12 protein-coding genes are annotated in these 12554 nt (G+C 75.5%); 4 read left to right on the top strand and 8 right to left on the bottom strand.

Annotation, left to right across the window (positions count from 1 at the left end; translation table 11 throughout):
* The first annotated feature begins 162 nt into the window (after window positions 1-162).
* Window positions 163-1137, top strand: a complete 975-nt coding sequence (locus tag K7396_RS19230; protein ID WP_086717213.1) for a diacylglycerol kinase catalytic domain-containing protein — start codon at window positions 163-165, stop codon at window positions 1135-1137.
* A gap of 15 nt (window positions 1138-1152) precedes the next feature.
* Here the strand turns inward: K7396_RS19230 and K7396_RS19225 are convergent, their stop codons facing one another.
* A complete protein-coding gene (locus K7396_RS19225) occupies window positions 1153-1710 on the bottom strand; it encodes a GbsR/MarR family transcriptional regulator (RefSeq protein ID WP_086717214.1) in 558 nt (185 codons plus the stop codon).
* Window positions 1711-1804: 94 nt separating this feature from the next.
* Here K7396_RS19225 and K7396_RS19220 point away from each other — a divergent pair, with 94 nt between their 5' ends.
* From K7396_RS19220 to K7396_RS19210, 3 genes are all read left to right on the top strand, one after another.
* Entirely contained in the window at window positions 1805-2758 is a 954-nt protein-coding gene (locus K7396_RS19220; protein ID WP_086717215.1) for an ABC transporter ATP-binding protein, read from the top strand.
* On the top strand, window positions 2755-4395 hold the full coding sequence (locus tag K7396_RS19215) for an ABC transporter permease (protein WP_086717216.1): 1641 nt from the start codon (window positions 2755-2757) through the stop codon (window positions 4393-4395). The genes K7396_RS19220 and K7396_RS19215 overlap by 4 nt, the downstream gene beginning before the upstream one ends.
* Before the next feature lie 132 nt (window positions 4396-4527).
* Window positions 4528-4989, top strand: a complete 462-nt coding sequence (locus K7396_RS19210; protein WP_086717217.1) for a BP74-related protein — start codon at window positions 4528-4530, stop codon at window positions 4987-4989.
* Window positions 4990-5047: 58 nt separating this feature from the next.
* Here K7396_RS19210 and K7396_RS19205 read toward each other — a convergent pair whose 3' ends face one another.
* From K7396_RS19205 to K7396_RS19175, 7 genes are all read right to left on the bottom strand, one after another.
* Window positions 5048-5704 carry a response regulator gene (locus K7396_RS19205; RefSeq protein WP_086717218.1) on the bottom strand — a complete coding sequence of 219 codons (657 nt, stop codon included), beginning with the start codon at window positions 5702-5704 and terminating at the stop codon, window positions 5048-5050.
* The gene (locus K7396_RS19200; protein WP_167392739.1) at window positions 5701-7065 is read right to left on the bottom strand and encodes a sensor histidine kinase; all 1365 of its coding nucleotides are present in this window, start codon (window positions 7063-7065) and stop codon (window positions 5701-5703) included. Before K7396_RS19200 ends, K7396_RS19205 begins: the two co-directional genes overlap by 4 nt.
* A gap of 68 nt (window positions 7066-7133) precedes the next feature.
* The gene (locus tag K7396_RS19195; protein WP_086717219.1) at window positions 7134-7910 is read right to left on the bottom strand and encodes an alpha/beta hydrolase; all 777 of its coding nucleotides are present in this window, start codon (window positions 7908-7910) and stop codon (window positions 7134-7136) included.
* Complete coding sequence (gene kynU / locus K7396_RS19190) at window positions 7907-9253, bottom strand: kynureninase (protein WP_086717220.1); 1347 nt, start codon at window positions 9251-9253, stop codon at window positions 7907-7909. The genes K7396_RS19195 and kynU overlap by 4 nt, the downstream gene beginning before the upstream one ends.
* Window positions 9246-10148 carry a tryptophan 2,3-dioxygenase family protein gene (locus tag K7396_RS19185; RefSeq protein WP_086717221.1) on the bottom strand — a complete coding sequence of 301 codons (903 nt, stop codon included), beginning with the start codon at window positions 10146-10148 and terminating at the stop codon, window positions 9246-9248. Before K7396_RS19185 ends, kynU begins: the two co-directional genes overlap by 8 nt.
* A 200-nt stretch (window positions 10149-10348) precedes the next feature.
* On the bottom strand, window positions 10349-10762 hold the full coding sequence (locus tag K7396_RS19180; protein WP_086717222.1) for a DUF3151 domain-containing protein: 414 nt from the start codon (window positions 10760-10762) through the stop codon (window positions 10349-10351).
* Window positions 10763-10970: 208 nt separating this feature from the next.
* Window positions 10971-12539, bottom strand: a complete 1569-nt coding sequence (locus K7396_RS19175; RefSeq protein WP_086717223.1) for an MFS transporter — start codon at window positions 12537-12539, stop codon at window positions 10971-10973.
* Window positions 12540-12554: the final 15 nt, after the last annotated feature.

Here is a 12554-nt window from a genome sequence, read left to right as displayed (position 1 = left end):
CGGCGACAACGTGCGTGTTCACGCGTACGTCATCGCCAGAGCCGTCGGACCGGTGCCCCGGAATAGACGAAGCCCCTGGCGCAATAGCGCAAGGGGCTCTTGCACCGAGATGCTACCTGAGGAAGGACCGAGGTGTCGGCGCAGCCTTCTGGGCACTCTCCCGTGGACTCCGTTCGGGGGCACCCCCTGCTCGTGGTCATCGACCCGGTCGCCCGCAGCACGGACGGCGAGTCCGTGCGCATCGCGAAGGATGTCCTGTGCGCGGGCGCGGGGGCGAAGATCTGCCTGCCGGACGGGCCGGAGGAATTCGCGCGGATCCTGGCCCGGCGCGGCCACCGGCGCCCGGTGGTGATCGGAGACGACCGGGCGCTGCTGCGCGTGGTGGGCCTGCTGCACAAGGAACGCGAGCTGGCCGCGGTGCCGCTGTCGATGGTCCCGGTGGGCGCGCCGTCGGCCGTCGCGCTGAGCCGCGCCCTGGGCATCCCCACGGACACGGTCGCCGCCGCGCGCACCGTCCTGGACGGCGGCGAGCGCCCGCGGGACCTGCTCACCGACGACAGCGACGGCATCGTGCTGGGCGCGCTGCGGATCCCCTGCGGGAGCGCGCCGACCCGGCAGGGCCACGGCGCGTACGTGCCGGCGGCTCCCGCGGTGGCGCCGGCCGGCCCGCGGGACGCCGCGGAGGGGCCGGACGGCCCGGCGGGCGGCCCCGACGGGCCCCGGCCGTGGTGGCAGCCGGCCGCGCGGACCGCCCGCACCGCGCTGTCGCTGCTGGCCGCGCCGGCCACCGGGCTGGGCGGGCGGCGCGCACGGGTGCCGGGGCAGCGGCTGCGGATCGAGGCGGACGGGGTGCTGCTGGCGGATCTGGACCGGCCGGTGCGCGGGGTGTCGGTGGTGCCCGGCGGGCGGGCCGGGGCGGACGGGCCGCGGCCCGGGGCCGGGGACGGCGGGCCGCTGGCCGAGGTCGTGGTGCACTGGCCGGGCGGGGGCCGCCCGGTGCGGACCCGGGCGCGGGCGGTGACGGTGTCCGGCGCGGACTTCCACTACCGGGCGGACGCGGTGGTCGGCGGCCCGGTGCGGACCCGTACCTGGACCCTGCAGCCGGGCGCCTGGCGGCTCCAGCTGCCGCGGGGATGAACGCCGGCGGGCGGCTCAGCGCCCGGCGGCGTCGAGCTCGGCCCGCAGCTGGTCGCGGTGCTCGCGCCAGCGCTGCAGCATCCCGGTGAGCTCCTTCTGCAGGAACTCGAAGAAGACCAGCGTCTCGCCCATCCGGCGGCCCGCCGGGGAGTCCTCGCCGAGGCTCTCGACGCCCTCGCGCAGGGTGCCCTCCCAGCGGGTGAGGACGTTGTCCCGGCGCGCCAGGGCCTCGTACCACTGGTCGCTGTGCACGCGGTAGCGGTCGCGGCGGGAGCCCGGCTCGCGCTCCCGGCTGACCATGTCGACCTGGGAGAGGTAGCGGATCGCGCCGGAGACCGCGGCGGGGCTGACCTGGAGGCGCTCGCCGAGTTCGGCGGACGTCAGCACGCCGGAGTCGGAGGCCAGCAGGCAGGCGAAGACGCGGGCGGACATCCGCTGCATCCCGGCGTCGACGAGCTGCGCGGCGAACCGTTCGACGAACTGCGAGACCGCCTCGTCGTCGCGGCCGGCCGCGTGCCCGTCCCGGGGTGGTGGGGCGGTCCGGGTCGCGCTCTGCTCTTGCTGCTCGCTCATGTCCGCATCATCTCCCCTGATCAGAGCCACCCACCTCAAGTTTATACGGTTTCTTAACTTCACAAATTTGTGAAACTAGCGTAGCTTCCAAAACATGACCACGGCACTGTCTCCCGCTCCCGCGATCCGGATCGACGGCCTGCACAAGACCTTCGGCCGCACCCACGCGCTGGACGGCCTCGATCTGCGGGTCGAGGCCGGTGAGGTACACGGCTTCCTCGGACCCAACGGCGCCGGGAAGTCCACGACGATCCGCGTCCTGCTCGGCCTGCTGCGCGCCGACGGCGGCACCGCCCGGCTCCTGGGCAAGGACCCCTGGCGGGACGCGGTCGAGCTGCACCGCCGCCTCGCCTACGTCCCCGGGGACGTCACCCTGTGGCGCAACCTCTCGGGCGGCGAGGTCATCGACCTCTTCGGCCGGCTGCGCGGCGGGCTGGACGCCGCCCGGCGGGCCGAGCTCCTGGAGCGGTTCGAACTCGACCCCACCAAGAAGGGGCGGACCTACTCCAAGGGCAACCGGCAGAAGGTCGCCCTGGTCGCCGCCTTCGCCTCCGCCCCCGAGGTCGAACTGCTCGTCCTCGACGAGCCGACCTCCGGGCTGGACCCGCTGATGGAGGAGGTCTTCCAGAGCTGTGTCGCCGAGGAGCGCGACCGCGGCCGGACGGTGCTGCTCTCCAGCCATGTGCTGTCCGAGGTCGAGGCGCTCTGCGACCGCGTCAGCATCATCCGCAAGGGGCGGACCGTCGAATCCGGCACGCTGGGCGAGCTGCGGCACCTGACCCGCACCTCGGTCGTCGCCGAACTCGCGGGCCCGCCCGGCGACCTGGCCGCGCTCCCCGGCGTCCACGGCCTGGCCACCGGGCCGATCCGCGAAGGCGCGGGCCACCGCGTCGAGCTCCAGGTCGACACCGACCGGCTCGACGCCGTCCTGCGCGCGCTCACCGCCTCCGGCGTCCGCGGCCTCACCAGCACCCCGCCCACCCTGGAGGAGCTCTTCCTGCGCCACTACCAGGACGACGCCCGCGGCACCGCGGCGGTCGCGCGATGACCGCCGTGGCCGCGGCGCCGGCCGCACCCGCCGCCCGCGCGGGCCATCTGGCGGGCACCGGCACCCTGGTGCGTCTCGCGCTGCGCCGCGACCGGGTGCTGATCCCGGCCTGGGCACTGACCCTCGGGCCGGTCGTCGCCGCCATGGGCGCGTCCTTCGAAGCGGTCTACGGCACCGCCGCCGAGCGCGCCCACCTGGCCGCCTCGATGAACGCCAACGGCTCGATGCGGGCGCTGTACGGACCGGTCCTCGACGACTCCCTCGGCGGCCTGGTCGCCTGGCGGATGGCCGGCTTCGGCGCCGTCCTCGCCGCGGTGATGAGCCTGCTGATCGTGGTCCGGCACACCCGCGAGGAGGAGGAGACGGGCCGTCAGGAGCTGCTGTCCGCCGGCGTGGCAGGCCGCCGCGCGCCGCTGACCGCGGCCCTGCTGACGGCCCTGGCCGCCGATGCCGGGCTCGCCGTCGTGATCGCGGGCGGTCTGGCCGCCTCCGGCCTGCCGGGCGCCGGCTCGCTCGCGCTGGGCACCGCCATCGGCGGCACCGGCCTGGTCTTCGCCGCACTGGCCGCCGTCGCCGCCCAGTTGACCGAGAGCGCCCGGCTCGCCAGGGGCCTGACCGGCGCGGTCCTCGGCCTCGCCTTCGTCCTGCGCGCCGCGGGCGACGCCGCCGGCCAGGAGGCGGTGTCCCCGCTCACCTGGGCCTCGCCGATCGGCTGGGCGGAGAACCTCCGGCCGTACGCGGGCGAACGCTGGTGGGCCGCCCCGCTCTTCCCGGCGGCGGCCGCCCTGGCCGCCGGCGCCGCCTACGCGCTGGCCGCCCGCCGCGACACCGGCATGAGCTTCCTGCCGGCCCGCCCCGGACCGGCGCGCGCGCCGCGCTCCTTGAACAGCGCCTTCGGTCTCGCCCGGCGGCTCCAGCGCACCACCCTGCTGGGCTGGACCCTCGGCTTCCTGTGCGCCGGCGCGCTCTTCGGCCAACTCGCCGAGGGCGCCGCCGATCTGGTCGGCGGCAACCGGCAGACCCGCGAGATCGTCGAGCGGATGGGCGGTCAGCAGGGCCTGACCGACGCCTTCCTGGCCACGATGACCGGCCTGCTCGGCATGGTCGCGGCGCTCTACGCGGCCGGGGCGGTGCTGCGGCTGCGCGGCGAGGAGACCGGCGGGCGCGCGGAGCCGGTGCTGGCCTGCGCGGTGGGGCGGCTGCGCTGGGCCGCCGGCCATCTGGCGTTCGCGTACGGGGGCACCGTCGTCGTCCTGGCCTCCGGCGGCCTGGCCCTGGGGGCCGGCTACGGCCTCGCGGCGCACGACCTCGGCGGCGCGCTCGGCTCGGTCCTGGCCGCGGCCCTCTGCCAGGTCCCGGCCGTGTGGACGCTCACCGGCCTGGCGGTCCTCGTCGTCGGCCTGGTACCCCGGGCCACCGGCGCGGTCTGGGCACTGACCGGCGGCTGCCTGGCCCTCGGCTGGATCGGCCCCGCCCTGCGGCTCCCCGCGTGGGCGATGGACCTCTCCCCGTACAGCCACCTCCCCAAGCTCCCCGGCGCCGAGGCCACCGCCGCCCCGTTCGTCTGGCTGACGGCCCTCTCCGCCGTCCTCGCGCTCGGGGGCCTGGCGGGGCTGCGCCGGCGCGATCTCGGCTGACGGCCGGGCGTCACTCTTCGCCATTTCACCTGCCCGCGCGATAACCCGGAGTAACGCTGGAGCGGTGTGTGAGCACGCCACTACTTTCCGCATGCACGGCCGTGTCCACGGCCCGCGGCACCGGAGGGGTTCATGCGACGTATCAGCACCAGGATCGGGATGCTCGCGGCGGCGGCGCTGCTCGCCGTCGCGGCGGCCGGGCCCGCCCAGGGCAGGCAGGCGGGCGGCGCGCACCGCGCCCCCGCCGATGCGGCGGCCTACTTCGTGATGACCGACGTCACCCGCGCGGAATTCGTCATCAAGCTCACCGACCCGCACAAGATCCGGCACGCCCGGGACCTGCTGAGCGGCGCGTCCCACTCGGAGCCGCACGTCGTCGGCCGGATCGACAAGCGCCCGGTCCCCTACAACTGGCGCTGGAGCTTCCATCTCCGCCCCGAGACCATCGACTTCTTCGACTTCGCCGTCGAGGTCTGCGACGCCACCACGCCCTACGTCGAGGAACATCTCGACGAGGCCGGCGGCGCCTTCCTGCCCGGACTGGTCTGGTGCCCGTGGACGTCGAAGCTGGTGCGGGAGGTGCCCCAGCCGTAGGGCGGGGGCACGGGCCGGCGGCCGGGACCCGGCCGCCGGCGGTCCGCGGGCGGCGGCCTCAGCCCCCCGGCGTCACCAGCCGCGCCTCGTACGCGAACACCGCCGCCTGGGTGCGGTCGCGCAGCCCCAGCTTCACCAGGATGCGGCTGACATGGGTCTTGACCGTGGACTCGGCGACGACGAGATGCTCGGCGATCTCGCCGTTCGACAGGCCCTGGGCCACCAGCACCAGCACCTCGGTCTCGCGCTCGGTGAGGTCGGCGATCCGCTCCTGGGCGGGGGCGCGGGGCGTGCCCAGCCGGGAGAACTCGGAGATCAGGCGCTTGGTGACGGTGGGGGCGAGCAGCGCCTCGCCGGACGCGACGATGCGCACGCCGTCGGCGAGCTGGCCGGCCGAGGCGTCCTTGAGGAGGAAGCCGCTGGCCCCGGAGCGCAGCGCCTGGTAGACGTACTCGTCCAGGTCGAAGGTGGTCAGCACCAGCACCTTGGCGTCCGCGTCGGCGGCCACGATCTCGCGGGTGGCCTCCAGGCCGTTCATCTCCGGCATCCGGATGTCCATCAGGACGACATCGGGCTTGAGCACCCCGACCTTGTGCACCGCCTGGCGGCCGTCCACCGCCTCCCCGACGACCTCGATGTCCGGCATGGCGTTGAGCAGGACGGAGAAGCCCTCGCGGACCATCACCTGGTCGTCGACGATCAGTACCCGGATCATGCCCTGCCCCCCGCAGTGGTCTCGCCCGCCGTGTGCGACACGGGGATGAACGCGGCGACCTCGAAGCCGCCGTCCTCGGTGTGGTCGGCGGTCATCTCGCCGCCCAGCATCTGTACCCGCTCGCGCATCCCCAGGACACCGTGCCCCGCGCCCGGGGACGGTTTGGCCAGCCGGCTCGGCGGTCCGTTGACGATCCGGACGCCCAGCCCGCCCAGTACGTAGGAGATCTCGACCCGGGCATCGGCGCCCGGCGAGTGCCGCAGCGCGTTGCTCAGCGCCTCCTGCACGATCCGGTACGCGGACAGCTCGACGCCCTGCGGCAGCGGCCGCGGCGCGCCGGTGATCACGGACTCGACGGTCAGCCCCGTGCTGCGCAGGCTCTCGTACAGCGCGTCGAGGCCGGCCAGCGTCGGCTGCGGGGCCTCCGGGTCGTGCTCGACGAAGGCGTCCGGGTCCTCGGAGCGGACCACGCCGAGGATGCGGCGCAGCTCGGCGAGCGCGGCGACGGCGTTCTCCCGGATCGTCGAGAAGGAGGTGGCGAGTTCGGGCGGGGTGTCCTTGACGCGGTAGGGCGCGGCCTCGGCCTGGATGGCGATCACGGACATGTGGTGGGCGACCACGTCGTGCAGCTCTCGGGCGATCAGGGCGCGCTCCTCCAGCAGCGTGCGCCGGGAGCGCTCCTCGGCCGTGACGGTCTGCGTCTCGACGACCTGCCGGCGCTCCTCGCGCCAGGCGCGGACCGCGGCGGCGGAGACCAGCACCACGCCGCAGAACACCGCGACCGGCGGCAGATCGCCCGGGTCCCTCCCGAGCAGCGCCGTCAGCACAGCCGCCGTGGCGAAGGTGACCAGCCACATCTCGATGGCCAGCCGGGGCCGGGTGCGCAGCACCACGAGGACCATCACGGCGAGGTGCGCGGGGAAGGCCAGGTCCCCGAAGATGCTGCTGAACGGGGACGAGAAGCCCATATGGACGACCACCGACACCACGAACGCGCACAGCGACAGCCAGTAGGCGCCCACCGGGCGGAAGAGGGTGAGCAGCGGTCCTGCGGCGACCACCGCGCCGAAGCCGGTGGCCAGCAGGGCCCGCACGCCGCCACCGTCGTTGTCGGCGAGCGTCGCCAGGAAGACGCAGACCGCGAAGAAGCCGACGGCGAAGTGCGGCAGCCAGCGCGCCCAGTACCGCAGCCGCTCCGGGAGCCACGGCACCCAGCGGGACACCTTGGCGTCCTCCAGCGGCGGCATCGGGCGGAAGGCGAAGGCGCCGACGAACAGGTCCTGGCGCAGCCGGTGGAGCCCGCCGTGGGCTATCCGGGCCTCCGAGCGCAGCGTGTTCTGCGTCTGGGTCGTCTCGTTCACGCTGACAAAGGTAAGCAACGGCAGCCCCTCAGGGCGTCCCCATCAGTGGGGATCTGCCGGTGTCCGCCTCAAGTACTACGGGGTGCGAGCAGGTGACGGAACAGCGTGTGACAGCTGGGGCTGCCGGGGGTGACGGGGGCGTAGTGACCGACGCCGGGCAGCTCGTGCAGCTCCGTGCCGGGGCGGTGCGCGGCGTAGCGGCGGGAGAGTTCCAGGGGGACGTCCCCGTCGTCGGTGCCGTGCAGGATCGTGACCGGGACCGCGGACGGCGGACGGCGCGCCGGGTCGGCCGCGGCGAGGCGCTCCGCGAGGCCGGTCCCGTCGCCGAGCAGCTCGGCGACCGCGCCGCCGCTCAGGCCCAGCGCATGGGCGCGGGCGAGGTCGGCGACCGGCGAGACGGCCAGGACCCGGCTCACGGGGGCGCCGGGTCCGGCGGCGGCGAGCAGCGCGAGGTGGCCGCCCGCGGAGTGCCCCGCCAGGACCGGCGCCCCGTCCCCGGGCAGCGCGCGCACCGCCGCCGCGAGACCCGCCGCGACGTCCTCGAACGTCGCGGGCGCCCCGCCGCCCGCCCCGACCCTGCGGTACTCGGCGAGCGCGACCGGCAGGCCCCGCGCGGCGAGGGCGGCGGCGAGCGGCGACAGATGGCGGCGGTCGTACGCCGCGCGCCAGAAGCCGCCGTGCAGGAGGACGACCCGCGGACCGGCCGGCGCCGTCGGTGCGCCGCCGACCGCCCGCGGCACGTACAGGTCGACGAGCTGGTCCGGATGCGGCCCGTACGCCACCGTCCGGTCCGGCGCCACCGGGGCGAGCCCCAGCAGCGCCGCCTCCTCGTCCGCGGCGCTCACCCGCCGGTCCCGGCCGCCCCGGTCCCGACCTCGGGCAGCGCCCCCAGCACCTCGCCGAGCACCCGGGCCGCGCGCTCCGCGTCCGCGAAGGAGGTGTAGAGCGGGGTGAAGCCGAAGCGCAGCACGTCGGGCCGGCGGAAGTCGCCGACCACCCCGCGCCGGATCAGCTCGTCCATCACCTCGCCGGCGGTCGGGGTGCCCTGCTGCTCGGCCGAGGCGGAGAGCTTGGGAGAGCACTCCAGCGACACCTGGCTGCCGCGCCGCCGGTGGTCGTACGGCGTGACGGAGCGGGCCCGGTCCGGCGGCACATAGGCGCCCACGCACTCCAGGAAGAAGTCGGTCAGCGCCAGGCTCTTGGTGCGGACGGCGTCGACGGACACCCCGTCCCAGACCTCCAGCGCCGCCTCCAGCGCGAGCAGCGACAGGATGTCGGGGGTGCCGACCCGGCCGCGCGCGATGCCCTCGGCGGGGGCGTAGGCGGGGTCCATGGCGAACGGGTCGGCGTGCGAGTTCCAGCCCGGCAGAGGCGACTCGAACCGCTCCTGGAGGCTCTCGCGGACGTAGAGGAAGGCGGGCGCCCCCGGGCCGCCGTTGAGGTACTTGTACGTGCAGCCGACGGCGAGGTCGACGTGGTGCGCGTCGAGGCCGACCGGCAGGGCGCCGGCGCTGTGGCACAGGTCCCAGACGGCGAGCGCGCCCGCGGAGTGCAGGGCGTGGGTGATGCCGGGCAGGTCGTTGAGCCGGCCGGTGCGGTAGTCGACGTGGTTGACCAGCGCCAGCGCCGTCCGCTCGGTGACCTCGTCGGCTATCCGCGCGGGCTCGACCGGGCGCACCGCCAGGCCCGTCATCCGGGCCGCCGAGCGGGCGATGTAGCCGTCGGTGGGGAAGGTCGTGGCGTCGACGAGGATCTCCGTACAGCCCTTGCCGGCCATCCGGACGCCGCCGACCACGGCCTTGAAGAGGTTGACGCTGGTCGAGTCGCCGACCACCACCTGGCCCGGTGCCGCCCCGATCAGCGGGGCGATCTTGTCGCCGACCCGCTCGGGCGCGGTCCACCAGCTCGATTCGGTCCAGGACCGGATGCGCAGCTCGCCCCACTCGCGGGCGATGACATCGGCGACCCGGCCGGCGACCGTACGGGGCAGCGCGCCCAGGGAGTTGCCGTCGAGGTAGACGGCGGCGTCGCCGGAGGCGTGGTCGGGCGCGGCGTCCAGGACGAAGCGGTCGCGGACCGCGGCGAGCGGGTCGGCGGCGTCCAGGGCGGCGGCGCGGGCGGCCAGTCGGCGGGCCCCGGAGGGCTCGTGCGAGCCGGCGCCGGCGGGGAACCCGGGGGTCTCAGACATGGCTGCGCGCCGTCCACAGCTCGGGGAAGACGTTCTTGCGGGCCCGCTTCTCCAGCCAGGCCACCCCCGCGGAGCCGGCGGTCCCCACCTTCGCGCCCATGGCCCGCCGGGTCGCGACCAGATGGTCGTTGCGCCAGCGCCAGACCAGCTCGGCGACATCGGTCAGCACCTCGCCGAGCCGGACGAGGTCGGACTCCTGCGACCCGGCGTAGACCGCGGACCAGACCTCCTCCACGGCCGGGTCCGCCTCGTAGCGCAGCGCCGGGTCCCGCCGGAGCACGGCCTCGGGCACGGCGTGGCCGCGGCGGGCCAGCAGCCGCAGCACCTCGTCCCACAGGCTCGGCTCCTGGAGGGCCTTTTCGAGTTCGGCGTGCTCGCGCGGGGCGCCGCGGTGCGGCACCAGCATCGACGCGGACTTCTCGCCCAGCAGGAACTCCAGCCGCCGGTACATCGCCGACTGGAAGCCGGAGCCCTCGCCGAGCGCGCTGCGGTAGGAGTTGAACTGCGCGGGCGTCAGCCGGGCGAGCGGCTTCCAGGCGGCGTTCAGCGCCTCCAGCTCGTGGATGGAGCGGCCCAGCGCCGCCATCGCCACCGGCAGGTCGTCGCGGCGCAGCGCCTCGGCGGCGGTGCTCCACTCATGGACGATGACCGTGAACCACAGCTCCATGACCTGGGTGGTGACCAGGAAGACCATCTCGCCGGGGTCGTCGGAGAGCGGGTGCTGCAGGTGGGTGAGGACGTCCGCCTGGACGTAGTCCTCGTACGGGGTCGTACTGCTGCTGCCGATGCTGAGGTCCGGGGCGAACGGCGGGTCGGGCTCGGCGGCCGGTGCGAGGCCCGGCGCGGGGGCGGTCGGCATGCTCTCGACGGGGCCGACGGGAGACGGCTGCGACATGAGGGACTCCTCAAGTGCGAACTACCGGGTAGCGGTCCGCCCCTTCCTCGTCGGCTCGGGAGCCCCGGTCCCCTCGGGCGCGGGATGACCCGGCCCACTGGAAATCATCCGTGCCCGCGGGCGAGCGCGCAAGGGCCGACCGCGAGAGCACGCGGCCGGCCCGTCGGTCCCGCCCCGGCGCGGGGAGAACCGGTGACGCCTCAGGTGAGGGTGTCGGCCGCGGTCGGCGAGGAGTCCCGCAGGAAGGCCGCGCAGCGCTCGTACTCCTCCTGCTCGCCGATCGCCTGGGCGGCGCGGGCGAGGGCGTGCAGCGCCCGCAGGAAGCCGCGGTTGGGCTCGTGCTCGAAGGGCACCGGGCCGTGGCCCTTCCAGCCGGCCCGGCGCAGCGCGTCCAGCCCGCGGTGGTAGCCGGTGCGGGCGTAGGCGTACGACTCGACGACCCGGCCCTGTTCGAAGGCGTCGTCCGCGAGCTGGGCCCAGGCCAGGGAGGAGGTCGGGTACTTCGCGGCGACGTCGGACGGCGCCGTGCCGGCGGCGAGCAGCTCGCGCGGCTCGGGGTCGTCGGGCAGATGGGTCGGGGGCGGTCCCCCGAGCAGGTTCTCGTGAATGGCCATGGTTCCCAGTCTGCCTGGTCGTGCGGGACGGGTGGGGGGCAGCCGGGATCATGCGCCCGGTGGTACGGCGGGACGGGCGGCGGACACGGGCCGGCGACCGCCCCCACCAGGGCCCGCGGGGATCTCGGGGGGCTCGGAGACCCTCGGGCCCGGTCGCGCGGGCTTCTTCCCCGCCGCCGGCCGCTCCCCCGGAGGCCACCGCGGCCCCTCAGGTCCCCTCGGCCGGCCGCCCCGGTCCCCTGCCTCCCGGCGGCGGCAGCACCGGCCTGGGGGCCGTGGCCTCGCCCGGGTCCAGCGGCGGCGCGCTCACCCCGCAGTGGTAGGTCGTCTCCGCGTGGCACGGCTCCTCGGCGCCCGCCTCGGGGCGCAGGACGTTGGTGCGCACGGTCAGCAGGGCGATCAGCGCGCCGATCACCAGGATGCCCGCGCACAGCGGCATGGCCCGCCGGAAGGCCGCGCCGAACTCGGCCGCCGACCGGTATGCCTCCGGGCCGATGCCCGCCAGCAGTGGCAGCGCGGCCACCGCCATCAGGCTCGCCGCCCGCGCCGCCGCGTTGTTGATGCCGCTGGCCAGGCCCGCCCGGTCCACGTCCACCGACGCCAGCACGGTCGAGGTGAGCGGCGCGACCAGCGTCACCATCCCCGCGCCCAGCACCACCAGCGCGGGCAGCACGTCGGTGACGTACGAGGCGCCCCGGCCGACCCGCAGCATCAGCAGCATCCCGCCGGCACACAGCAGCGGGCCGACGGTGAGCGGAACGCGCGGCCCGATGCGCTGCCCCAGCTGCCCGGAGCGGGCCGACAGCAGCAGCATCAGCAGCGTGGTGGGCAGCAGCGCGGTACCGGCCTGCAGCGCCGAGTACCCGACCACGACCTGGAGCTGGAGCACGGCCAGGAAGAAGAACCCGCCGAACGCGGCGTAGACGCACACCGTCACGGCGTTGACCGCCGAGAACAGCCGGATGCCGAAGATGGCCGGCGGCAGCATCGGGTCCGGGCTCCGCCGCTCGACGTGGACGAAGAGCACCCCGAGCAGCACCCCGGCCACCGCGGGCACGAGCACGCCGGCCCCGGCGCCCCCGCCCGGCGCGGCGATCAGCGCATAGGTCACCCCGGCCAGCGCCAGCGCCCCCAGCACCGCGCCCCGCACATCGAAGCCGCCGCGCTCGCGGGCGTCACGCTCCCGGGTCTCGGGGACGTGCCGCAGCGCCACCGGAACGCACACCGCCGCCAGCGGCACGTTCAGGAAGAACACCCAGCGCCACCCGGCGCCGTCCACCAGCCAGCCCCCGATGAACGGGCCGACCGCCGCGGCCACCCCGCCCAGCCCCGACCAGGCGCCGACCGCCCGCGCCCGGTCGTCGGGGTGGAAGACGGCCTGGATCAGGGCCAGCGAACCGGGGGTCAGCAGCGCCCCGCCGACGCCCTGCAGCGCGCGGGCCGCGATCAGCACCCCGTCGTCCGGCGCGAGCCCGCACAGCAGCGAGGCCGCGGCGAACCACACCACCCCGATGACGAACACCCGCCGGCGGCCGAAGCGGTCGCCGAGGGCGCCGCCCAGCAGGATCAGCGAGGAGAGGGTGAGCATGTAGGCGGTGACGGTCCACTGCAGGACCGCCAGATCCGCGTTGAGGTCCTCGCCGATCCTGGGCAGGGCGACATTGACGACGGTGCTGTCGAGCATCGCCATGCCTGACCCCAGCACGGCCGTCGCCAGCACCCACCGTCCCTGTGCCGAGGCCAGCCGGACCCCGCCGGGCGCGCGCGGTTCGCTCATACCGCGAGCATGCCC

This window comes from Streptomyces angustmyceticus (assembly GCF_019933235.1).
Taxonomy (GTDB): domain Bacteria; phylum Actinomycetota; class Actinomycetes; order Streptomycetales; family Streptomycetaceae; genus Streptomyces; species Streptomyces angustmyceticus.
Note: the sequence above shows the minus strand (reverse complement) of the source record. Positions and strands in the feature narration are given on the sequence as shown.

What these genes read in the sequence shown, in the direction of transcription:
- K7396_RS19225 (WP_086717214.1), bottom strand. Translation starts at nt 1,710, where the DNA reads ATGAGCGAGCAGCAAGAGCAGAGCGCGACCCGGACCGCCCCACCACCC.
- K7396_RS19220 (WP_086717215.1), top strand. Translation starts at nt 1,805, where the DNA reads ATGACCACGGCACTGTCTCCCGCTCCCGCGATCCGGATCGACGGCCTG.
- K7396_RS19215 (WP_086717216.1), top strand. Translation starts at nt 2,755, where the DNA reads ATGACCGCCGTGGCCGCGGCGCCGGCCGCACCCGCCGCCCGCGCGGGC.
- K7396_RS19210 (WP_086717217.1), top strand. Translation starts at nt 4,528, where the DNA reads ATGCGACGTATCAGCACCAGGATCGGGATGCTCGCGGCGGCGGCGCTG.
- K7396_RS19205 (WP_086717218.1), bottom strand. Translation starts at nt 5,704, where the DNA reads ATGATCCGGGTACTGATCGTCGACGACCAGGTGATGGTCCGCGAGGGC.
- kynU (WP_086717220.1), bottom strand. Translation starts at nt 9,253, where the DNA reads ATGTCTGAGACCCCCGGGTTCCCCGCCGGCGCCGGCTCGCACGAGCCC.
- K7396_RS19185 (WP_086717221.1), bottom strand. Translation starts at nt 10,148, where the DNA reads ATGTCGCAGCCGTCTCCCGTCGGCCCCGTCGAGAGCATGCCGACCGCC.
- K7396_RS19180 (WP_086717222.1), bottom strand. Translation starts at nt 10,762, where the DNA reads ATGGCCATTCACGAGAACCTGCTCGGGGGACCGCCCCCGACCCATCTG.
- K7396_RS19175 (WP_086717223.1), bottom strand. Translation starts at nt 12,539, where the DNA reads ATGAGCGAACCGCGCGCGCCCGGCGGGGTCCGGCTGGCCTCGGCACAG.